Below are 23,854 nucleotides of genomic sequence, written 5' to 3'. Positions count from 1 at the left end.
CCGCGAACACGCGTCGTGATGGACTGTCGAACAAAGGTTAGAAATAGCTGAAAATTCTGTTTTATTGGCAGCCAGCATCAAATTCCTACCCAAGGATGTTGGCCGTTGACCAACAGTAACGATTTTTCTCACAACGAAGCAGGAGGCCACAAGCCAATCTTCTGTAGTTTTACTACTCGTATATACATTCGAAAGGCTGAAATGGCCGACGATTTGTAGTAAAACTACACGCCGCCGGATCAACCCTCCGGCAATCCAAGAATTTATAATCGTCTGCCCACAAGGCCAGTCGCAAACTCAGGCAACCGATTCTGGAAGCCTTTCCGCCCTGGAGCAAGCCATGCAAGACCTCGATCCCGTCGAAACCCAGGAATGGCTGGACGCCCTGGAATCGGTTCTCGACAAAGAAGGCGAAGACCGTGCTCACTATCTGATGACCCGTATGGGCGAACTCGCGACCCGCAGCGGCTCGCAATTGCCCTACGCCATCACCACGCCCTATCGCAACACGATTCCCGTCACCCACGAAGCACGCATGCCTGGCGACCTGTTCATGGAACGCCGCATTCGCTCGTTGGTACGTTGGAACGCGATGGCGATGGTCATGCGCACCAACCTGAAGGATTCAGACCTGGGCGGTCACATCTCCAGCTTCGCCTCCAGCGCGACGCTGTATGACATTGGTTTCAACTACTTCTTCCAGGCCCCGACCGACGAACACGGCGGCGACCTGATCTACTTCCAGGGCCACACCTCCCCAGGCGTTTACGCCCGTGCGTTCATGGAAGGCCGCATCTCTGAAGAACAAATGAACAACTTCCGCCAGGAAGTCGACGGTCAGGGCCTGTCGTCCTACCCGCACCCTTGGCTGATGCCTGACTTCTGGCAGTTCCCGACCGTATCCATGGGTCTGGGTCCAATCCAGGCGATCTACCAGGCGCGCTTCATGAAGTACCTGGAAGCCCGTGGTTTCATCCCTGAAGGCAAGCAGAAAGTCTGGTGCTTCCTGGGCGACGGCGAGTGCGACGAACCGGAATCCCTGGGCGCTATCTCCCTGGCCGGCCGCGAGAAGCTGGACAACCTGATCTTCGTCATCAACTGCAACCTGCAGCGCCTCGACGGCCCGGTTCGCGGCAACGGCAAGATCATCCAGGAACTCGAAGGCGTATTCCGTGGCGCCCAGTGGAACGTGACCAAAGTCATCTGGGGCCGTTTCTGGGACCCACTGCTGGCCAAGGACGTCGACGGCATCCTGCAACGTCGCATGGACGAAGTCATCGACGGCGAGTACCAGAACTACAAGGCCAAAGACGGCGCCTTCGTTCGCGAGCACTTCTTCAACACGCCTGAACTCAAGGCCATGGTTGCCGACTTGTCCGACGACGAGATCTGGAAACTCAACCGTGGCGGCCACGACCCGTACAAGGTCTATGCGGCCTACCACGAAGCGGTCAACCACAAAGAACAACCTACCGTCATCCTGGCCAAGACCATCAAGGGTTATGGCACCGGTGCCGGCGAAGCGAAAAACACCGCGCACAACACCAAGAAAGTCGATGTCGACAGCCTGAAGTTGTTCCGCGACCGCTTCGACATCCCGGTCAAGGACGAAGAGCTGGAGAACCTGCCGTTCTTCAAGCCAGAGCCAAACAGCGCCGAAGCCCGCTACCTCAGCGAGCGCCGCACTGCCCTGGGTGGTTTCGTGCCACAGCGCCGCGCCGAGAGCTTCGCCGTCCCGACGCCAGACCTCAGCACCCTCAAGGCCATCCTCGACGGCTCGGGCGACCGTGAAATCTCCACCACCATGGCCTTCGTGCGGATCCTCGCGCAGCTGGTCAAGGACAAGGAAATCGGCCCACGCATCGTTCCGATCATCCCGGACGAAGCCCGTACCTTCGGTATGGAAGGCATGTTCCGCCAGTTGGGCATCTACTCGTCCGTCGGCCAGCTCTACGAGCCAGTCGATAAAGACCAGGTGATGTTCTACCGCGAAGACAAGAAGGGCCAGATTCTCGAAGAAGGCATCAACGAAGCGGGCGCCATGAGCTCCTTCATCGCTGCCGGTACTTCGTACTCCAGCCACAACCAGCCGATGCTGCCGTTCTACATCTTCTACTCGATGTTCGGCTTCCAGCGTATCGGCGACCTGGCCTGGGCCGCTGGCGACAGCCGCACCCGTGGCTTCCTGATCGGCGGCACCGCCGGCCGCACCACGCTGAACGGCGAAGGCCTGCAACACGAAGACGGCCACAGCCACATCCTGGCCGGCACCATCCCGAACTGCCGCACCTTTGATCCAACCTACGGCTATGAGCTGGCGGTGATCATCCAGGACGGCATGAAGAAAATGACCGAAGAGCAGCAGGACGTTTTCTACTACATCACCGTGATGAACGAGTCGTACCAGCAGCCAGCCATGCCGGCCGGTGTCGAGGACGGCATCATCAAGGGCATGTACCTGCTCGAAGAAGACACCAAGGAAGCGGCGCACCACGTCCAACTGATGGGCTCCGGCACCATCCTGCGCGAAGTGCGTGAAGCGGCGAAGATTCTGCGTGAAGAGTTCAACATCGGCGCTGACGTCTGGAGCGTTACCAGCTTCAACGAACTGCGTCGCGATGGCCTGGCCGTCGAGCGCAGCAACCGCCTGCACCCGGGCCAGAAGCCGCAACTGAGCTACGTCGAAGAGTGCCTGAGCGGCCGTAAAGGTCCGGTCATTGCCTCTACCGACTACATGAAACTGTTCGCTGAACAAATTCGTCAGTGGGTCCCGTCCAAGGAATTCAAAGTCCTGGGCACCGACGGTTTCGGCCGCAGCGACAGCCGCAAGAAACTGCGTCACTTCTTCGAAGTAGACCGTCATTTCGTGGTGTTGGCAGCCCTGGAAGCCTTGGCTGACCGTGGTGATATCGAACCCAAGGTGGTGGCCGAGGCTATCGTCAAGTTCGGGATCAACCCGGAAAAACGCAACCCACTGGACTGCTGAGGAGACACTCTGTGAGCGAACTCATTCGCGTACCTGACATCGGCAGCGGTGAAGGTGAAGTAATCGAACTATTTGTGAAGGTCGGCGACCGTGTCGAAGCCGACCAGAGCATCCTGACGCTTGAGTCGGACAAGGCCAGCATGGAAATTCCTGCGCCCAAGGCCGGTATCGTCAAAGCCCTGAAAGTGAAGCTGGGCGATCGCCTGAAAGAAGGCGACGAACTGCTCGAGCTGGAAGTCGAAGGTGCCGCTGCTGCGGCCCCTGCGCCGGCGGCCAAAGCTGAAGCGGCACCGGCGGCCGCACCTGCCGGCGCCGCTCCAGCCGCCGCGCCGGCTGCTGCCACCACGCAGCAAGTCCACGTGCCGGACATCGGCTCGTCGGGCAAGGCCCAGATCATCGAGATCCAGGTCAAGGTCGGCGACACCGTCGAGGCCGATCAATCCTTGATCACCCTCGAATCCGACAAGGCGAGCATGGAAATTCCATCGCCTGCCGCTGGCGTGGTCGAGAGCATCAGCGTCAAGCTCAACGACGAAGTCGGCACTGGCGACCTGATCCTGGCGTTGAAAGTGGCGGGTGCTGCGGCCCCTGCCGCCGCCGCGCCAGCCCAGGCTGCAGCGCCTGCTCCGGCAGCCGCTGCCGCTCCTGCGGCCGCGCCTGCAGCCCCGGTAGCCGACACCGTCCAGGACATCCATGTCCCGGATATCGGTTCGTCGGGCAAGGCCAAGATCATCGAAGTCCTGGTCAAGGCTGGCGACACCGTCACCGCCGACCAGTCGCTGATCACCCTCGAATCCGACAAGGCGAGCATGGAAATTCCATCGCCTGCCGCCGGCGTAGTGGAAAGCGTTTCGATCAAGCTGGACGACGAAGTCGGCACCGGCGACCTGATCCTCAAGCTCAAGGTCAAGGGCGCAGCTCCCGCAGCCGCTCCTGCTCCAGCCCCTGCTGCGGCTCCCGCGGCCAAGGCTGAAAGCGCACCTGCCGCTGCGGCTCCGGCACCTGCTGCCGCACCCGCGGCGGCCCCGGCCAAGCCAGGCGCCAAGGTTCACGCAGGTCCGGCGGTTCGCCAACTGGCTCGCGAGTTCGGCGTCGATCTGAGCGGCGTCAGCGCCAGCGGCCCACACGGCCGTGTGCTGAAAGAAGACGTGCAGGTCTACGTCAAGGCCATGCTGCAGAAAGCCAAGGAAGCACCGGCAGCTGCCGGCGCAACCGGTGGCGCTGGCATCCCGCCGATCCCGGTCGTGGACTTCAGCCGCTTCGGCGAGATCGAAGAAGTGCCGATGACCCGCCTGATGCAGGCTGGCGCCGCCAACCTGCACCGCAGCTGGCTGAACGTGCCGCACGTGACCCAATTCGACTCGGCTGATATCACCGAGCTGGAAGCGTTCCGCGTGGCCCAGAAAGCCGTCGCCGAGAAGGCTGGCGTCAAGCTGACCGTGCTGCCATTGCTGCTCAAGTCCTGCGCACACCTGCTCAAGGAACTGCCGGACTTCAACAGCTCGCTGGCCCCTAGCGGCAAGGCGATCATCCGCAAGAAGTACGTCAACATCGGCTTCGCGGTCGACACCCCTGATGGCCTGCTGGTACCGGTGATCAAGAACGTCGATCAGAAGAGCCTGTTGCAACTGGCTGCCGAAGCCGCGGCCCTGGCTGAAAAAGCCCGGACCAAGAAACTTTCGGCCGACGACATGCAGGGCGCCTGCTTCACCATCTCCAGCCTCGGGCACATTGGCGGCACCGGCTTCACGCCGATCGTCAACGCGCCGGAAGTGGCGATCCTCGGTGTTTCCAAGGCCACCATCCAGCCTGTCTGGGACGGTAAAGCCTTCCAGCCGAAGCTGATGCTGCCCCTGTCGCTCTCCTATGATCACCGTGTGATCAACGGCGCCGCTGCGGCACGCTTCACCAAGCGCCTGAGCGACCTGCTGGCCGACATCCGCACCATCCTGCTGTAAGCCAATCGGCTCTCCTGTCATGGGAGAGCCGATACGCACTGTTTTCCGAGCGCCACGCTCGTACCTCAACCCCGCCAATTTGGCGGGGCTTTTTTTTGCCTGCACATCGGCGCAGCAGCCAGGCCAGAGCCCGGCGCCAAACGGCACGCGATAAGTGTGCAGAAATCCTGAGCGCTGCCGATAGATTCTTATAGCACTTAGCCTTCATCTCTCTTGTCAGTAAGTGCCGCATGATGCAACCTTGCCGCAGACAACAGTGAAGAGGGCGCGAGCCCAGCGCGATCAGCATTTTCGAAGCGAGTTCCTCAATGAAAAGCCAACCCGATGCCGCCAGCCGTATGGTGGCCGAGGTAGTGACGCAGTTGCCCGTGCCTTCCAGGCTCGGCATGCTGCGTTTCGAACGGCTGAACGAAGCTAGCTGGGCGCTGCTGTTTCTCGACCCCAATTGCGAACGCCAATTCGGCCTGCCGGCGGTCGAACTCTGTGCCCTGGTCGGCGCCCCTTACGCCAGCCTGATGGAGCCTGAAGCGCGCTATCAGTTGCATGACGCCATCCAGCAGCAACTGACCCACAGCCCGCACTATCTGGTGCGCTACACCCTGCACACAGCAGAAGGCCCGTTGAGCCTGCTGGAGCTGGGCGAAGCCTACAAACAGCACAATCGCCACCTGTTGCGCGGCTACCTGCTGGTGGTCGACGGCCTGTTCAGCGACGTCCCCACACTGCCCACCCAGGACCTGGAGACCCAGAACAGCCGCCTGCAGATCGCCCTGGAACTCAACCAGCGCGCCCAGCAGGAACAGCTGCAGCACCTGGACCGGGTACGCGCCCAGCAGGACCTGATCCTGCTCCTGACGCGCCAGCGCTACAGCTCCGGCAACTCGCTGAAGGAAGCCGCCGAGCTGATCACCCGCTGCGCCTGCGACATCTACGAGATCGACTGCGCGAGCATCTGGAATCTCGAAGACCAGCTGTTGAAGCCGATCGCCGCGTACACCCGCGCGACTCAGGAATACCGGATCCCCGAGGTCATCGACGCCAGTGGTTTTCCGGATTACCTGGAGGCCCTGCACAGCTGCCGCGCCATCGATGCGCACAACGCCATGCGCGATCCGCGCACCCGAGAGATGGCAGAAAGCCTTAGGCCCCGCGACGTGAATGCGATGCTCGACGCGAGCATCCGCATCGACGGCCAGGTGGTCGGCGTGCTGTGCCTGGAACAGACCGGCGTGACCCGGGCCTGGCAGTCCGACGAGATCGCCTTTGCCGGCGAGCTGGCCGATCAGTTCGCCCAAGTCATCAACAATCACAACCGCCGCACCGCCACCAGCGCCCTGCACCTGTTCCAGCGTGCCGTGGAGCAAAGCGCCAACGCGTTTTTGCTGGTCAATTGCGATGGCGTGGTGGAGTACGTCAACCCCAGTTTCACGGCGATCACCCAGTACAGCACCGAGGAAGTCCACGGCCATCGGCTGTCGGAACTGCCGGCCCTGGAAAACCTCAGCGAGCTGCTGTTCGACGCGCCGTCCAGCCTGGCCCAGAGCAACAGCTGGCAAGGCGAGTTCAAGAGCCGCCGCAAGAACCTGGAGCCCTACTGGGGCCAGTTGTCGATCTCCAAGGTCTATGGCGACAACCGCGAGCTGACGCACTACATCGGCATCTACGAAGACATCACCCAGGCCAAGCTGGCCCAGCAGCGCATCGAGCGCCTGGCCTACACCGACAACCTGACCAACCTGGGCAACCGTCCGGCCTTTATCCGCAACCTTGACGAACGTTTCGCCCGCGACAGCAACACCCCCATCAGCCTGCTGCTGGTGGACATCGACAACTTCAAGCGGATCAACGACAGCCTCGGCCACCAGACCGGCGACAAATTGCTGATCAGCCTGGCCCGCCGCCTGCGCAACAGCCTGAGCCCGAGCGGCAGCCTGGCGCGCTTCGCCAGCAACGAGTTCGCGGTGCTGCTGGATGACACCAGCCTGGAGGCCGGCCAACTGATTGCCAGCCAGTTGCTGACGACTCTGGACAAGCCGATGTTCGTCGACAACCAGCTGATCAGCGTCACCGGCTCCGTGGGCCTGGCCTGCGCGCCGCTGCACGGGCGCGACCCGCAAACCCTGATGCGCAACGCCGGCCTGGCTCTGCACAAGGCCAAGGCCAACGGCAAGCACCAGGTGCAGGTGTTCACCGAAGCACTGAACGCCGAGGCCAGCTACAAGCTGTTCGTGGAAAACAACCTGCGCCGCGCCCTGACCCAGAACGAACTCGACGTGTTCTACCAACCCAAACTCTGCCTGCGCAGCGGCCGGTTGCTGGGGATGGAAGCCCTGCTGCGCTGGAACCACCCGGAAAAGGGCATGATCCGCCCGGACCAGTTCATCAGCGTGGCTGAAGAGACCGGCCTGATCATCCCCATCGGCAAGTGGATCGCGCGCCAGGCCTGCCGCATGAGCAAGCAACTGACCGCAGCGGGCCTGGGCAACCTGCAGGTGGCGATCAACCTGTCACCCAAGCAGTTTTCCGACCCGGACCTGGTGGCCTCGATCGCCAGCATCCTCAAGGAGGAGCAACTGCCCTCCTCGCTGCTGGAGCTGGAACTGACGGAAGGCTTGCTGCTGGAAGCCACGGAAGACACCCACCAGCAACTGGATCAGTTGAAAAAGCTGGGCCTGACCCTGGCCATGGACGACTTCGGCACTGGCTATTCGTCCCTGAGCTACCTGAAGAAATTCCCGATCGACATCATCAAGATCGATCGCAGCTTTATCCACGAAATTCCCGACAATCAGGACGATATGGAGATCACTTCAGCGGTGATCGCCATGGCCCACAACCTGAAACTCAAGGTGGTGGCCGAAGGCATCGAGACTGCCGAGCAACTGGCCTTCCTGCGCCGCCACCGTTGCGACGTCGGCCAGGGCTACCTGTTCGACCGCCCGATCCCCGGCTCCGAGCTGATCGACAAGCTCAAACGCTACCCGCGCGGCCCAATCGCCTGACAGCGCTGTAACACTCGGGCAAACTGCGTGTCTATTCTGTAACTGACTCCCCAACCTGACTGAGAGGACTGAATCATGGTTCTGCGCTCGGAAATCCTGGTGAACAAAAACGTGCTACCGACTAAAGAACAAGCTCTACCTGGCCGCGAAACCCCGATGAACCTGCCCGAAACCCATTTCGTCAATGGCAACCCGCTGCTGGGCCCATTCCTCGACGATGTGGGTTTCGCGATCTTTGGCCTGGGTTGCTTCTGGGGCGCGGAACGCCGCTTCTGGCAGCACGACGGCGTGGTCAGCACGGTGGTCGGCTATGCCGGCGGCCTGACGCCCAATCCGACCTATGAAGAAGTCTGCTCGGGCCTGACCGGCCACAGCGAAGTGGTGCTGGTGGTCTACGACCAGGCCAAGACTCGCTACGAAGACCTGCTGAAAATGTTCTGGGAACTGCACAATCCGACCCAGGGCATGCGCCAGGGCAATGACATCGGCAGCCAGTATCGCTCGGTGATCTATGCCACCACGCCAGAGCAGTTGGCGGCGGCAAAAGCCAGTGCACAGGCCTATCAGGAAGAACTGACAAAGGCCGGCCTGGGCACCATCACCACTGAAATCGAAGAAGCCCCGACCGTCTACTTTGCCGAGGCCTACCACCAGCAATACCTGGCGAAAAATCCCGCCGGCTACTGCGGCATCGGTGGCACCGGGGTCACTTGCCCCATTTAGAGCAGCCACAAGCGGCAAGTTAAGAGCAGCGACAAGCGGTTCAGTCCTGGCTTGCCGCTTGCCGCTGTTACTCCTCTATCAGCCAGTCCATCTGCCAGCCGCCCTGGGTCTGGCCGAGCTTTTTCGACAGCCACGGCAGCAGTTCCCGCAGCTCTTCCTCCAGGCCCCACGGCGGGTTGGCGATGGCCAGGCCGGAACCGTTGAGGCTGTTGGGGGTGTCCAGCGGGTGCACCAGCAACTCCACGCGCAACAGCTTGGGGGCTCCGGTGCCGGCCAGGTCCTGGTAGAAGCGGCGCAACATGCGCTGATCCTTGACCGGGTACCAGATGGCCGCCACGGTCTGGCGCATGCGGCCGATGGCTTCCTTGAGCGACGCCGCGCACCGCTGCATTTCGTCCAATTGCTCGAAGGGCGGATCGATCAGCATCAACGCGCGCTTCTCGGCCACCGGCAGCAGCGCCCGCGCCACGTGCCAGCCTTCGCCCAGGTGCACCGCCACCCGGCGATCACCTTTCATGTTGTCCTTGAGCAACTGCCCGTCTTCAGGGTGTTTCTCGTTGAGCAGCACCCGGTCCTGGGGACGGGTCAGGCGCCGCGCCAGCTCCGGCGAGCCCGGGTAATAGCGCAATTGGCCATCCGGGTTCATCTTGCGCAGCAGGTCCATGTAATCGGCGGTCAGCGGCGGCAGATCCTGCTCGCCCCACAACCGGGCAATGCCCTCCAGGTACTCGCCGGTGCGCGACGCCTGGTCGCCCTGAAGGTCGTACAGACCAATGCCGGCGTGGCTGTCGAGGTAAGCGAATGGCTGCTCCTTGCGCGACATCAGGGCGATGAGGCGGGTCAGGGTCAGGTGTTTGAAGACGTCGGCGTGGTTGCCGGCGTGGAAGGCGTGACGATAGTTCATGGTTGCTCCTGCGCAGGGGGCGAAGTTTACCTTGTACACGCGCCGTCGTCAGGTCACGCCGCGCAGCCCCTGGCTTATGCCGCAAACCGGGGCCGGAGTGAGAAAAAATTCTAATGCCAGTTCGACCTGTGCGCCGCGAAGGCATTACATTCAGGCCCTACAAAAAAACCAATGCAAGCCAAGGAGGTCGAGCCACTTATGAAAGACGCAACGATTGCGCTGCACCATGGATTCAAATCAGACCCGACGACCAAGGCCGTGGCCGTGCCGATCTACCAGAACGTCGCCTTCGAGTTCGATAACGCGCAGCATGGCGCGGACCTGTTCAACCTCGATGTGCCGGGCAATATCTACACCCGCATCATGAACCCCACCAACGATGTGCTGGAGCAGCGCATGGCAGCCCTGGAAGGCGGGATTGCCGGGTTGGCGGTGGCCGCGGGCAGTGCGGCGATCCACTACGCGATCCAGACCCTGACCCAAGCCGGTGACAATATTGTCTCCACCCCGCAGCTGTACGGCGGCACCTACACCCTGTTCGCCCACCTGCTGCCCAGCTTCGGCGTCGAGGTGCGGTTTGCCCGGGATGATTCGGCCGAGGCGATTGCCGAGCTGATCGACGACAAGACCAAGCTGGTGTACTGCGAAAGCATCGGCAACCCGGCCGGCAACATCGTCGACCTCGAAGGCCTGGCCCAGGTCGCTCACGCCCGTGGCGTGCCGCTGATGGTGGACAACACCGTGGCCACGCCGATCCTGTGCAAGCCGATCCAGTTCGGCGCCGATATCGTGGTGCACTCGGTGACCAAGTACGTGGGCGGCCACGGCAACTCCCTAGGCGGGGTGATTGTCGACAGCGGCACCTTCCCGTGGGCCGACCACCCGGAAAAATTCGCCAGCCTCAACACCCCGGAGCCGGCCTACCACGGTGTGGTCTACACCGAGAAGTTCGGCCCGGCGGCCTTTATCGCCCGCGCCCGTACCGTGCCACTGCGCAACACCGGCGCAGCCCTGGCGCCGATGAACGCGTTCCTGCTGCTGCAAGGCCTGGAGACCCTGGCCCTGCGCATGGAACGCCACACCGAGAACGCGCTCAAGGTCGCGCAGTTCCTGCAGCAGCATGCCCAGGTGGCCTGGGTCAGCTACGCCGGGCTGCCTGACCACCCGCACCACGAGTTGGCGCAGAAATACATGAAGGGCAAACCGTCGGCGATTCTCTCGTTCGGCCTCAAGGGCGGCTATGAAGCCGGCGTGCGTTTCTACGACGCGCTGCAGATCTTCAAGCGCCTGGTGAACATCGGCGACGCCAAGTCCCTGGCCTGTCACCCGGCCTCCACCACCCATCGCCAAATGAATGAGCAGGAGCAGGCCAAAGCCGGGGTCAAACCGGAAATGATCCGCCTCTCGGTGGGCATCGAAGCCATCGAAGACATCCTTGCCGACCTCGACCAGGCCCTGAGCCTGGCCTAAAAAAAACGGCCCGCAACCAGAAGGTGGCGGGCCGTTTCTTATCCGAGGGCAACGAGCCTTGGCTCGTGGCCGTCAGCGATTGAGTTTGAAGTCTTTTTCCGCAGCGTCAAAGCGTTGCAGCATGCCCGCCGTAGGGCGGCCTTTGCTGCTGACCAGGAGGATCGCCAGGCTGGCGAAGATAAAGCCCGGGATGATTTCGTACAGGCCCATGGTGTCGAAGTGTTTCCACAGAATCACAGTGGCCGCACCGACAATGATCCCCGCCAACGCGCCGTCACGGGTCATGCCTTTCCACAGCACCGAGATCAGCACCACAGGACCGAAGGCAGCGCCGAAGCCGGCCCAGGCGTAGCTGACCAGACCCAGTACGCGGTTTTCCGGGTTGGCGGCCATGAGGATGGCAACCAGGGCCACCAGCAGCACCATGGCCCGACCGACCCACACCAGCTCGACCTGGGAAGCGTTTTTACGCAGGAAAGCCTTGTAGAAGTCTTCGGTCAAGGCACTGGAGCACACCAGCAACTGGCAGCTCAGGGTGCTCATGACCGCCGCGAGGATGGCCGACAGCAGGACACCGGCAATCCAAGGGTTGAACAGCAGCTTGGCCAGTTCGATGAACACACGCTCGTGGTTCTCGGTCACAGGGCCGGCCACTTCCGGGTGCGCCGAGAAGTAGGCGATGCCGAAGAAGCCCACCGCCACAGTGCCGCCCAGGCACAGGATCATCCAGGTCATGGAGATGCGACGGGCCTTGGCGATCGATTTCACCGAATCCGCGGCCATGAAGCGCGCCAGGATATGCGGCTGGCCGAAGTAACCCAGGCCCCAGCCCAGCAGCGAGATCACGCCGACGAAGGTGGTGTTTTTCAGCATGTCGAAGTTGCTTGGGTCCTGGGCCTCGATGGCCAGGAAGGTGGTGTCGACGCCACCGGTGGCCAGCAGCACGATGATCGGCGTCAGCAGCAGGGCGAAGATCATCAGCGTGGCTTGTACGGTGTCCGTCCAGCTCACCGCCAGGAAACCGCCGACGAAGGTGTAGGCGATGGTCGCGGCAGCGCCGGCCCACAGCGCGGTCTCGTAGGACATGCCGAAGGTGCTTTCGAACAGACGGGCGCCGGCCACGATGCCCGAAGCGCAGTAGATGGTGAAGAACACCAGGATCACGACCGCGGAAATGATCCGCAGCAGACCGCTTTTATCCTCGAAACGGCTGGAGAAATAATCCGGCAGGGTCAAGGCATCGCCGTTGTGCTCGGTCTGCACCCGCAGGCGACCGGCCACGAACAGCCAGTTCAGGTAGGCGCCGATGATCAGGCCGATGGCGATCCAGCTTTCCGACAGGCCCGACATATAGATGGCACCTGGCAAGCCCATCAACAACCAGCCGCTCATGTCCGAGGCACCGGCGGAAAGCGCAGTTACCACGCTGCCCAGGCTGCGGCCGCCCAGAATGTAGTCGGAAAGGTTATTGGTAGAGCGATAGGCCATGAAGCCGATCAGCACCATTGCTGCGATGTAGATCACGAAGGTGATCAAGGTTGGATTGCTTGCACTCATTGAGTTACGCCCTGGCTTTGTTTTTATGGTGCTGCGGTCATTCTTCACCGCCAAACGTGTACGTCTGACAGACGATGGGGTGTTCCGCGCATTTATGACCGATGTTTCCCCAGGAAAGCCATCAGCCGGTGAACCGCCCTCGTGAGACGGTTGCACCTTGGGCGCGAATCCTATTCAACAACCCAAATAGGGTGCAACCAGTTTCTTGAGAATTAGTTGCACCTAGTCGTTTTAATCCGTAATAACCCATTTCTAGCTCCCTTTTGGAGCAAAAAGCCTGATTTTCAGAATGAAAAGCACCAACTGCGATCACACCCAAGCAACTGGAATTTTTTTCCTGATGAGCTGCGTATTTGTCCGACAAAAAAAGGGTTGCACCCGGTTGCACCTCTTTCGGCGCCCGGCTAATCTTGCGCCCAGCTGATGCCACGCAGTCGTGGCAAACATGAGGATAAAAATATGGCTACCACCACCCTTGGGGTCAAACTCGATGACCCGACCCGCGAGCGCCTGAAGGCGGCCGCGACCTCGATTGATCGCACACCGCACTGGCTGATCAAGCAGGCAATTTTCAATTACCTGGAAAAACTCGAGGGTGGTGCAACCCTGACTGAGCTCAGCGGTTCGATCCGCACCGACGGCGACGAAGCCGGCGAGGTGCAACTCGACCACGCGCACCAGTGCTTCCTCGAATTCGCCGAAAGCATCCTCCCGCAGTCGGTGCTGCGTGCATCGATCACCGCCGCCTACCGCCGTCCGGAACCGGAAGTGGTGCCGATGCTGATCGAGCAGGCCCGCCTGCCGGCGGCCATGGCCGAAGCCACCAACAAGCTGGCGTCGTCGATTGCGGAAAAACTGCGCAACCAGAAGAGCGCCGGCGGCCGTGCCGGTATCGTTCAGGGCCTGCTGCAGGAGTTCTCCCTGTCGTCCCAGGAGGGCGTGGCCCTGATGTGCCTGGCCGAAGCGCTGCTGCGCATTCCCGACAAGGGCACCCGTGACGCGCTGATCCGCGACAAGATCAGCACCGGCAACTGGCAGCCGCACCTGGGCAACAGCCCGTCGCTGTTCGTCAACGCGGCCACCTGGGGCCTGCTGCTGACCGGCAAACTGGTGGCCACCCACAACGAAGCCGGCCTGACATCGTCCCTGAGCCGCATCATCGGCAAGAGCGGCGAGCCGATGATCCGCAAGGGCGTCGACATGGCCATGCGCCTGATGGGCGAACAGTTCGTCACCGGCGAAACCATCGCCGAAGCCCTGGCCAACGCCAGCAAGTTCGAAGCCAAGGGCTTCCGCTACTCCTACGACATGCTCGGTGAAGCAGCACTCACCGAACACGATGCACAGAAGTACCTCGCCTCCTACGAGCAGGCCATCCATTCGATCGGCAAGGCTTCCCACGGCCGCGGCATTTATGAAGGCCCGGGCATCTCGATCAAGCTCTCGGCCCTGCACCCGCGTTACAGCCGCGCCCAGTACGAGCGCGTGATGGACGAGCTGTACCCGCGTCTGCTGTCGCTGACCCTCTTGGCCAAGCAATACGACATCGGCCTGAACATCGACGCCGAAGAAGCCGACCGCCTGGAGCTGTCCCTGGACCTGCTGGAGCGCCTGTGCTTCGAGCCGCAGCTGACCGGCTGGAACGGTATCGGCTTTGTGATCCAGGCCTATCAGAAACGCTGCCCGTACGTGATCGACTACGTGATCGACCTCGCGCGCCGCAGCCGCCATCGCCTGATGATCCGCCTGGTAAAAGGCGCGTACTGGGACAGCGAAATCAAGCGCGCCCAGGTCGAAGGCCTGGAGGGCTACCCGGTCTACACCCGCAAGGTCTACACCGACGTTTCCTACATCGCCTGCGCACGCAAGCTGCTGTCGGTGCCGGAAGTCATCTACCCGCAGTTCGCTACCCACAACGCCCACACCCTGTCGGCCATCTACCACATCGCCGGGCAGAACTATTACCCGGGCCAGTACGAGTTCCAGTGCCTGCACGGCATGGGCGAACCCCTGTACGAGCAAGTGGTGGGCAAGGTTGCCGAAGGCAAGTTGAACCGACCGTGCCGCGTGTACGCGCCGGTGGGCACCCATGAAACCCTGCTGGCCTACCTGGTCCGTCGCCTGCTGGAAAACGGCGCCAACACGTCGTTCGTCAACCGAATTGCCGACCAGTCGATTTCGATCCAGGAGCTGGTGGCCGATCCAGTGGCCAGCATCGAGCAAATGGCGACGCTGGAAGGCGGCTTCGGCCTGCCGCACCCGCGTATTCCATTGCCGCGTGATCTGTACGGCAGCGAGCGCGCCAACTCGGCGGGCATCGACCTGGCCAACGAACACCGCCTGGCATCGCTGTCCTGCGCCCTGCTGGCCACTGCTCACAACAACTGGAAAGCCGCGCCGATGCTGGGCTGCGCGTCCAGCACCGAAGCGCCTGCCCCCGTGCTCAACCCGTCGGATCTGCGCGACGTGGTCGGCCATTTCCAGGAAGCCACGGTCGAAGACGTCGACAATGCTCTCCAGTGCGCGATCAACGCCGGCCCGATCTGGCAGGCGACCCCGCCCGCCGAACGCGCCGCGATCCTGGAACGCGCCGCCGACCTGATGGAAGGCGAGATCCAGCCGCTGATGGGCCTGCTGGCCCGCGAAGCCGGCAAGACCTTCGCCAACGCCATCGCCGAAGTGCGTGAAGCCGTGGACTTCCTGCGCTACTACGCGGTACAGGCTCGCAACGACTTCACCAACGATGCCCACCGCCCATTGGGCCCGGTGGTCTGCATCAGCCCGTGGAACTTCCCGCTGGCCATCTTCAGTGGCCAGGTCGCCGCAGCGCTGGCTGCCGGCAACCCGGTACTGGCCAAGCCTGCCGAGCAAACTCCGCTGGTGGCGGCACAAGCCGTGCGCATTCTGCTCGAAGCCGGGATTCCCGAAGGCGTGCTGCAACTGCTGCCGGGCCGCGGCGAAACCGTCGGCGCCCGCCTGGTTGGCGACGATCGGGTCAAAGGCGTGATGTTCACTGGCTCCACCGAAGTGGCGCGACTGCTGCAACGCAACGTCGCCGGGCGCCTGGACAACCAGGGCCGGCCGATTCCGCTGATCGCCGAAACCGGCGGCCAGAACGCGATGATCGTCGACTCCTCGGCGCTGACCGAACAAGTGGTCATCGACGTGGTGTCCTCGGCCTTCGACAGCGCCGGCCAGCGTTGCTCGGCCCTGCGTGTACTGTGCCTGCAGGAAGATTCGGCAGACCGCGTGATCGAAATGCTCAAGGGCGCCATGGCTGAATGCCGCCTGGGCAACCCGGAGCGCCTGTCGGTGGACATCGGCCCGGTGATCGACGCCGAAGCCAAGGCCGGCATCGAGAAACATATCCAGGCCATGCGCGACAAAGGTCGCAACGTGTACCAGGTGGCGATTGCCGACGGCGAAGAAATCAAGCGCGGCACCTTCGTCATGCCGACCCTGATCGAACTGGAAAGCTTCGACGAGCTGCAACGGGAGATCTTCGGTCCGGTGCTGCACGTGGTGCGCTACAAGCGCAAAGAGATCGACCAGTTGATCGCCCAGATCAACGCCTCAGGCTACGGCCTGACCCTGGGCGTGCACACCCGCATCGACGAAACCATCGCCAAGGTGATCGACAACGTCCATGCCGGTAACGTCTACGTCAACCGCAACATCGTTGGCGCCGTGGTCGGTGTGCAACCGTTCGGCGGCGAAGGCCTGTCGGGCACTGGCCCGAAAGCCGGTGGCCCGCTGTACCTGTACCGCCTGCTGTCGACCCGCCCAGTGGACGCCATCGAGCAGTCGTTCGCTCGTGGCGACGCCCTGAATGCACCGGATGTGCGCCTGCGCGACGCCATGAGCAAACCGCTGGGCGCCCTGCAAGCCTGGGCCGAAAGCAATAAGTTGGCGGAACTGGGCGCGCTCTGCGTGCAGTTTGCGGCGCAATCGCAAAGTGGCGTCACCCGGACCCTGGCCGGCCCGACCGGTGAGCGCAACAGCTACGCGATCCTGCCCCGCGAACACGTGCTGTGCCTGGCCCAGGACGAAGGCGACCTGCTGACGCAACTGGCCGCGGTACTGGCCGTAGGCGGCAGCGCGGTATGGCCGGAAGGTGAACCGGGCAAGGCGCTGTATGCGCGCCTGCCGAAGGACGTCCAGGCCCGCATCCAGCGCGTCGCCGATTGGACCAAGGACGAGGTGCTGATCGATGCCGTGCTGCATCACGGCGACTCCGACCAGTTGCGCGCAGTGTGCGAGCAAGTGGCCAAGCGTGCCGGCGCCATCGTCGGCGTGCACGGCCTGTCCCAGGGCGAAACCGGGGTGGCCCTGGAACGCCTGGTGATCGAGCGCGCACTGAGCGTCAACACTGCTGCGGCGGGCGGTAACGCCAGCCTCATGACCATCGGGTAAGAGCAGCGGCAAGCTTCTAGCGGCAAGGAAAAGCAGTCCAGTTCGGGCTGCTTTTTTCTTGCCGCTAGAAGCTTGCAACTTGCCGCTGTTACTTGCTGCTTGTGCCGCCCCATCACCCCCATCTATCTTCCTTCCCCCTTTTTATAAGCCTTCCTACACTCGCGGCATACTTTTCTACAGGTAGGCCGCCATGTCCGAGACGCTGCTCAGTTCCCGCAATCTGGCTTTCGAGCTGTATGAAGTCCTCGATGCCGAGGGCCTGACCCAGCGCGAGCGGTTTGCCGAACACAATCGCGAAACGTTCGATGCCGCCATCGGCACCGCCCGCAGCATTGCCGAGAAGTTCTTCGCCCCGCACAACCGCAAGGGTGACGAGAACGAACCGCGCTATGAGAACGGCGCCGCGATTCTGATTCCCGACGTCAAACCCGCCGTCGATGCCTTCCTCGAGGCCGGCTTTCTCAATGCTGCCCGCAGTTTCGAGGCTGGCGGCATGCAGTTGCCAACCTTGCTGTCCCAGGCCTGCTTTGCGCATTTCCAGGCGGCCAACGCGGCCTCGACTTCCTATCCGTTCCTGACCATGGGTGCGGCCAACCTGATCGAGAGCTTCGGCACCGAGGAGCAGAAGCAACGCTTCCTGCAACCGATGATCGACGGTCGTTTCTTCGGCACCATGGCCCTCACCGAACCCCACGCCGGCTCTTCGCTGTCGGATATCCGCACTCGCGCCGAACCGGCGGCCGATGGCAGCTACCGGCTCAAGGGCAACAAGATCTTTATCTCCGGCGGCGATCACCCGCTGTCGGAAAACATCGTGCACATGGTCCTGGCCAAGCTGCCGGATGCACCGGCCGGAGTGAAGGGCATTTCGCTGTTTATCGTGCCCAAGTTCCTGGTCAACGATGACGGCAGCCTCGGTCCGCGCAACGACGTGCTGCTGGCCGGGCTGTTCCACAAGATGGGCTGGCGCGGCACCACCTCCACCGCACTGAACTTCGGCGACAACGGCGCCTGCGTCGGCTACCTGGTGGGCAAGCCGCACCAGGGCCTGAGCTATATGTTCCAGATGATGAACGAGGCACGGATCGGCGTCGGCATGGGCGCGGTGATGCTCGGATATGCCGGTTACCTGTACTCCCTGGAGTACGCCCGCGAACGGCCACAGGGCCGCCTGCCGGACAGCAAGGACCCGAACACCGCACCGGTGTCGATCATCCAGCACGCCGACGTCAAGCGCATGCTGCTGACCCAGAAGGCCTATGTGGAAGGCGCGTTCGACCTTGGCCTGTACGCCGCGCGGCTGTTCGATGACACCACCACCCTGGGCAGCGAGACCGAGCGCAGGCAGGCCCACGAACTGCTGGACCTGCTGACCCCGATCGTCAAATCCTGGCCTTCGGAGTTTTGCCTCAAGGCCAATGAGCTGGCGATCCAGATCCTCGGCGGCCACGGCTACACCCGCGAATACCCGGTGGAGCAGTACTACCGCGACAACCGCCTGAACCCGATCCACGAAGGCACCCACGGCATCCAGTCCCTCGACCTGCTGGGGCGCAAGCTGGCGCAGAACGGTGGCGCCGGCCTGAAGCAACTGATCCGCCTGATCGCCCAGACCACAGAACGGGCCCAGGCCCATGAATCACTGACGCGCCTGCGCCAGCCCCTGGAGCAACTGGTGGCACGCCTGCAAAGCGTGACCCTGGGCCTGCTCGGCGACCTGGCCCAGGGCCGGGTCAACAGCAGCCTGGCCAACTCGGCGCTGTACCTTAAAGCTTTCGGCCACACGGTGATTGGCTGGCGCTGGCTGGAACAGGCGATCCACGCCGAACAAGGGCTGGCCAGGGGCAACCCGGCGGACAGCGATTTCTACCAGGGCAAATTGCAGGCGGCGCGGTACTTCCTGACCTGGGAAGTACCGAGTTGCCATCATGAACTGGCCCTGCTCGAAGCCCGGGACGACACCTGCCTGACCATGCAGGACGCCTGGTTCTGAGGCGCGGGCTCTGAGACACGGGGCCTGACGCACTCGATCAACCCAGTTTGAACCCGCCCACCTGCCGCGCCAGGTCATCCGCCAGGCGCTGCAGGGTCTGGCAGTCTTCGCGGCAGGCCTGCACTTCACTGGCCGTGGCCCGCGCCAGGTCGGAGATGCCCTGGACATTGCGATTGATTTCCTCGGTCACCGCCGACTGCTCCTCGGTGGCCGTCGCCACCTGATGGTTCATGTCGCTGATGCGCTCGACCTGGCCGGTAATCGCGGTCAGGGAAGCCCCGGTGCGCTGGCTCGACTCGACTCCGGTGCCGGTGGCCGCCTGCCCGGAATGCATGGAGGACACGGCGTTCTCCGCGCCCTGCTTGAGGCGCTGGATCATGTGCTGGATCTCATCAGTGGAGGCTTGGGTCCGCCGCGCCAGGGTTCGCACTTCATCGGCCACCACCGCGAAACCACGGCCCATGTCACCGGCCCGCGCCGCTTCGATGGCGGCGTTCAAGGCCAACAGGTTGGTCTGTTCGGAAATACTGCGAATCACCGCCAGCACCTGATCGATGGAAGCCACCTGGGTCGCCAGTTCGCTCACCGCCTCGGCGGCAATCCCTACTTCATCGGACAGGCTCTGGATATGCCGGATCGATCCCCCCACCACGTCACGTGCCTGCAACGCCTCGTCCCGTGCCGACTGCGAGGCGAGCGCGGCGTTGCCGGCGTTCTGCGCGATGTCCTGCACCGTCAGGCCCATTTCGTGGACGGCGGTGGCCACCATGTCGGTCATTTCCTGCTGGCGGCCGGAACGCCCGGCGGTGTTGTCCACCACCTGCGCCACCTGGCCCACGGCCGCACGCAGGCGCTCGCTGGTGGCCAGGACTTCGCCGATCATGTCGCGCTGGCTTTGCAGAAAACGATTGAAGCCCCGGGCCAGATCACCCAGCTCATCGGCACGACTGGCATCCAGGCGATGGGTCAAATCGCCACCACCGCTACCAATCGCTACCAGCGCCGCTGTTACCTGGCGGATCGGGCGCACCAGCCCACGCGCCAGCAGCACCACCAATAACAGGCAGGCCAGGGCCACGGCCAAACCGATGCCGCTGGTCAGCCACAGGGCCTGCCGAGCCTCGGCGTAGATCTGCGCCCTGGGCACTTCGGCCACCAGGGTCCAGCCCAGGTCGCGCAGGGGCAGGCTGAAGGCCAGGTAGTCCTCGCCGTCGCGGATGAAGGCGCTGCTGGACAGGCCTTGATGGCCCATCACCGCCTTGGCCGCGTCTTCGCCGATCTGCTGCGCCAGCTGGCGCTTGCCGCTGAACCGGGCCTCGGGGTGGACCTGGATCAGGCCGTCGTCTCGCACCAGCAACACCTTACCGCGCTCGCCAAAACTGAAATTGTGAATCAGCTCCGACAGCTCGCGCATGCTCAGGCCCAGCCCGGCCACACCCACCACCTTGCCGGCCTGGCGCACCTTGAGGTCGATGAACAGCGCCAGCTCGCCGGTGCTGGTGTCGTTATCGATATTGAGCAGGCGCGGCGAATCGCCGTCGATGAAGGAGTAGAACCAGGAGTCGGCGGGATTGGACCGACTGAGGGTCCGGTCCAGGCCTTTTTCGTTGTAGTAGTGGTGGCTGGCGGTGCCCGCGATCAGGGCGGTGAAGGCCTGGTGCTCGGCGCGGATACCTTCCAGGTAGCTGACGAAGCTGTCCGATTGAGCGACGTTTTCGCCCCCCGCCAGCCAATCACGCACCATTGTGTTGCCGGCAATGTCCTTCGCTGCCGTCAGCGGCTGTACCAGAATCCGTTCGATATCGTTGCGCATCGCTTCGATGCTCGACGGCAGTGCCTGCTCCAGCAGATAGCTCTGGGCCAGGCGGTTGACCACCAGGGTGTAGAGGCCAACCACGATCAGAACACTGACCAGCAGGGCAGTACCCATGCCCAGGATCAGTTGCCATTGAATACTGCGTCGCCAGAACTGCATGGAGCACCCCCAAAGAATAAGAGGCTGAAACACTGCAACAGCCGTGCCGATTGTATACAACTCAATCGACAATCTATTCTTTGGTTGTACTCAAACCCTTCAACCCTGGTTGATGGTCTTGGCGATGACTTCAACCGTGGCGCTGACTTGCTCTTGGTAACGGTTGAGTTCCTGCTGGTGGCGCTTTTGCATCTCGATCTGCTGCGAACACAGATTCATCGCTGCCAGCACCAACAACCGGTCGCCAATCAACGATGGGTATTTCTTCTTGGTGTCGGCCAACGCGGCTTTCAACATCAATGCAGCGTCCAGCAGGGTCTGCTCTTCCCCGGCCGGCGCCTTGATCGAATAGGTTTCACCGAGAATCGAGACGACTTTTACCCCTTCGGCGCCGTGCATCATGCGCTAACGGGACCAGCGCTGACGCGCTCGACCAGGGCCTGGATACGGGCGGCGGTCGCGCCTTGTTTCTCTTCCTGCTCCATCAGGCTCAGTTGCAGGCTTTCGTTTTCATCCTTGGCCTGAGCCAGTTCGCTCTTCAGGGTTTCGTTCGTGCCGAGCAGTTCCTGGTTCTGTTGCACCAGGTCGCTGACCAGCTGTTCCAATTGGCTTAGGGATGCTTCCAACATTATGATTTTCCGAGCATTTTCAAAGGGCGCGTACGATAAAGAAAAGTCACCACGGATGCCAGGGCTATCCGGCGCAACGCCTTGATAAACCTGGCTGCTGACCTCACAGATGAGTCCTAAAGACTGCCTCGGGCCCATGTGGTTCCTGACGCCTCGTCGCCTGCTCGGATTTTTCTGAAAATCCCAAGGGTCGTCGGCGCTGGCACCGACCTCGGGAAAGGGTCGGCCAGGCAACCGCGCAAGGGGAAAAACCACCCGGTGTGCACCTGGCACTCTTTTGCCAGCAGCGGTTGAACCCGTTTTAGCTCGCATCAGAGGGTGGCGAGCGATTGCTGAAAAAGCTTTTTGACATCACCGTATTTCAACAGGTTAGAATCGCTGGCACGCAGACTGCATGGTCAGTTTGTGCCCGCCTTTTCGCTCCTGGAGTACTGCCTTTGAATGCGACGACCATCAACAGCCTGTTCTTGATCGGCGCGTTGCTGGTAGGTGCGAGCATTTTAGTCAGTTCACTTTCGTCCCGCCTGGGCATCCCGATCCTGGTGATCATCCTGGCCGTGGGCATGGCTGCCGGCGTCGATGGCGGCGGGATCATTTTCGACAATTACCCAACCGCGTACCTGGTGGGCAACCTGGCCCTGGCCGTGATCCTGCTCGACGGTGGCCTACGCACCCGGGTCTCGAGCTTTCGCGTGGCGTTGTGGCCGGCGTTGTCCCTGGCCACGGTCGGGGTGCTCATTACCACCGGGCTGACCGGCATGGCCGCCGCCTGGCTATTTGACCTCAACCTGATCCAGGGCCTGTTGATCGGCGCCATTGTCGGCTCCACGGATGCCGCGGCGGTGTTTTCCCTGCTGGGCGGCAAGGGCCTGAACGAACGGGTGACCGCGAGCCTGGAGATCGAATCCGGCAGCAACGACCCGATGGCGGTGTTCCTCACCGTGACCCTGATCGACATGCTCGCCAGCGGCCAGACCGGCCTGCACTGGAGCCTGCTCGGGCACCTGCTGCGCGAGTTCGGCATCGGTGGCGTGATCGGTCTGGGCGGTGGCTGGGTGATGCTGCAAATGGTCAACCGCATCCATCTGGCCAACGGCCTGTACCCGATCCTGGTGATCAGCGGCGGCCTGCTGGTGTTCGCCCTGACCAACGCCCTGCATGGCAGCGGTTTCCTCGCGGTGTACCTGTGTGGCCTGGTGATCGGCAATCGCCCGGTGCGCAGCCGCCACGGCATCCTGCACATGCTCGACGGCATGGCCTGGCTGGCGCAGATCGGCATGTTCCTGGTGCTGGGGCTGCTGGTCACCCCCCACGACCTGCTGCCCATCGCCCTGCCGGCCCTGGGCCTGGCGCTGTGGATGATCCTGTTTGCCCGTCCGCTGTCGGTGATGGTCGGCCTGCTGCCGTTCAAGGCCTTCCATGGCCGGGAAAAAGCCTTTATCTCCTGGGTCGGCCTGCGCGGCGCGGTGCCGATCATTCTCGCGGTGTTCCCGCTGATGGCCGGGCTGCCCCACGCCCAGCTGTACTTCAACCTGGCGTTCTTTATCGTCCTGGTGTCGTTGCTGGTCCAGGGCACCAGCCTGCCCTGGGTCGCCAAGCTGCTGAAGGTCACGGTGCCGCCGGAGCCGGCGCCGATTTCCCGGGCCGCGCTGGAAGTCCACGTCACCAGCGAGTGGGAGCTGTTCGTTTACCGCCTGGGCGCGGAGAAATGGTGCATTGGCGCCGCCCTGCGCGAGCTGAAAATGCCCGAGGGCACGCGGATCGCGGCCCTGTTCCGCGGCCAGGAACTGCTCCATCCGTCGGGTAGTACGGTGCTCGAAGCCGATGATTTGCTGTGCGTGATCGGCCATGAACACAACCTGTCGGCCCTCGGCAAACTCTTCAGCCAGGCCCCGCAACGTGGCCTGGATCTGCGCTTCTTCGGCGACTTCGTGCTGGAAGGAGACGCCCAGCTGGGCGCGGTTTCGGCGCTGTACGGGCTTAAGCTGGACGGCCTTGATAGCGACATGCCATTGAGCCGTTTCATCACCCAGAAGGTCGGTGGCGCACCGGTGGTGGGCGACCAGGTGGAGTGGAACAGCACCATCTGGACCGTTGCAGTGATGGACGGGAACAAGATCAGCAAAGTGGGCGTCAGATTCCCCGAAGGAAGTCGCCCGGGTCCCGGTCTCTTCCTCTAAACTCCAGGGCGCGTTGCGGTTTAGTATCAACCTGATACCAGCTTTGACGCACCCGACCCTTTTT

Annotated in this window: 13 protein-coding genes and 1 pseudogene; 8 read left to right on the top strand and 6 right to left on the bottom strand. The window is 62.6% G+C overall.

Annotated features, from left to right (window positions below; translation table 11 throughout):
* Window positions 1-340 precede the first annotated feature (340 nt).
* From aceE to msrA, 4 genes are all read left to right on the top strand, one after another.
* Window positions 341-2,986, top strand: coding sequence for a pyruvate dehydrogenase (acetyl-transferring), homodimeric type (gene aceE, locus JFU57_RS10190; protein ID WP_078469508.1), 2,646 nt, complete (start codon window positions 341-343; stop codon window positions 2,984-2,986).
* Window positions 2,987-2,997: 11 nt separating this feature from the next.
* Window positions 2,998-4,944, top strand: coding sequence for a dihydrolipoyllysine-residue acetyltransferase (aceF, locus tag JFU57_RS10185; protein WP_201129165.1), 1,947 nt, complete (start codon window positions 2,998-3,000; stop codon window positions 4,942-4,944).
* A 308-nt stretch (window positions 4,945-5,252) separates the two neighbouring features.
* Entirely contained in the window at window positions 5,253-7,946 is a 2,694-nt protein-coding gene (locus JFU57_RS10180; RefSeq protein WP_201129164.1) for a sensor domain-containing phosphodiesterase, read from the top strand.
* A 75-nt stretch (window positions 7,947-8,021) separates the two neighbouring features.
* A complete protein-coding gene (gene msrA / locus JFU57_RS10175; RefSeq protein WP_020297308.1) occupies window positions 8,022-8,669 on the top strand; it encodes a peptide-methionine (S)-S-oxide reductase MsrA in 648 nt (215 codons plus the stop codon).
* 67 nt (window positions 8,670-8,736) lie between these two features.
* On the opposite strand, the gene JFU57_RS10170 is transcribed toward msrA, so the two are convergent.
* The gene (locus JFU57_RS10170) at window positions 8,737-9,573 is read right to left on the bottom strand and encodes a 23S rRNA (adenine(2030)-N(6))-methyltransferase RlmJ (RefSeq protein WP_078469504.1); all 837 of its coding nucleotides are present in this window, start codon (window positions 9,571-9,573) and stop codon (window positions 8,737-8,739) included.
* A 198-nt stretch (window positions 9,574-9,771) separates the two neighbouring features.
* Between JFU57_RS10170 and JFU57_RS10165 the strand changes: the two genes are divergently transcribed.
* Complete coding sequence (locus JFU57_RS10165; RefSeq protein WP_201129163.1) at window positions 9,772-11,043, top strand: O-acetylhomoserine aminocarboxypropyltransferase/cysteine synthase family protein; 1,272 nt, start codon at window positions 9,772-9,774, stop codon at window positions 11,041-11,043.
* A gap of 72 nt (window positions 11,044-11,115) precedes the next feature.
* On the opposite strand, the gene putP is transcribed toward JFU57_RS10165, so the two are convergent.
* Window positions 11,116-12,600, bottom strand: a complete 1,485-nt coding sequence (gene putP / locus JFU57_RS10160; RefSeq protein ID WP_078469502.1) for a sodium/proline symporter PutP — start codon at window positions 12,598-12,600, stop codon at window positions 11,116-11,118.
* Between the two features lie 459 nt (window positions 12,601-13,059).
* On the opposite strand from putP, the gene putA reads away from it, so the two are divergent.
* Together putA and JFU57_RS10150 are read left to right on the top strand one after the other, a co-directional pair.
* Entirely contained in the window at window positions 13,060-17,013 is a 3,954-nt protein-coding gene (gene putA, locus JFU57_RS10155; protein ID WP_201129162.1) for a trifunctional transcriptional regulator/proline dehydrogenase/L-glutamate gamma-semialdehyde dehydrogenase, read from the top strand.
* A 190-nt stretch (window positions 17,014-17,203) separates the two neighbouring features.
* Window positions 17,204-19,006, top strand: coding sequence for an acyl-CoA dehydrogenase (locus tag JFU57_RS10150; protein ID WP_078469500.1), 1,803 nt, complete (start codon window positions 17,204-17,206; stop codon window positions 19,004-19,006).
* Window positions 19,007-19,043: 37 nt separating this feature from the next.
* Here the strand turns inward: JFU57_RS10150 and JFU57_RS33615 are convergent, their stop codons facing one another.
* From JFU57_RS33615 to JFU57_RS10135, 4 genes and pseudogenes are all read right to left on the bottom strand, one after another.
* Entirely contained in the window at window positions 19,044-19,775 is a 732-nt protein-coding gene (locus tag JFU57_RS33615; RefSeq protein WP_443217282.1) for a methyl-accepting chemotaxis protein, read from the bottom strand.
* A 135-nt stretch (window positions 19,776-19,910) separates the two neighbouring features.
* A pseudogene (locus JFU57_RS33610) lies at window positions 19,911-20,936 on the bottom strand (HAMP domain-containing protein); the annotation flags it as partial.
* A 144-nt stretch (window positions 20,937-21,080) separates the two neighbouring features.
* Window positions 21,081-21,383 (bottom strand): cell division protein ZapA, encoded by a 303-nt coding sequence (locus JFU57_RS10140; protein ID WP_078469498.1) that lies wholly within the window; start codon window positions 21,381-21,383, stop codon window positions 21,081-21,083.
* Entirely contained in the window at window positions 21,380-21,610 is a 231-nt protein-coding gene (locus tag JFU57_RS10135; protein WP_078469497.1) for a hypothetical protein, read from the bottom strand. The genes JFU57_RS10140 and JFU57_RS10135 overlap by 4 nt, the downstream gene beginning before the upstream one ends.
* Window positions 21,611-22,047: 437 nt before the next feature.
* Between JFU57_RS10135 and JFU57_RS10130 the strand changes: the two genes are divergently transcribed.
* Window positions 22,048-23,790, top strand: a complete 1,743-nt coding sequence (locus tag JFU57_RS10130; RefSeq protein WP_078469495.1) for a potassium/proton antiporter — start codon at window positions 22,048-22,050, stop codon at window positions 23,788-23,790.
* Window positions 23,791-23,854 lie beyond the last annotated feature (64 nt).

Source organism: Pseudomonas sp. TH07 (assembly GCF_016651285.1).
Classification (GTDB): Bacteria; Pseudomonadota; Gammaproteobacteria; order Pseudomonadales; family Pseudomonadaceae; genus Aquipseudomonas.
The sequence above is the reverse complement of the archived record's forward strand: the minus strand, read 5'-3'. Positions and strand labels throughout refer to the sequence as shown.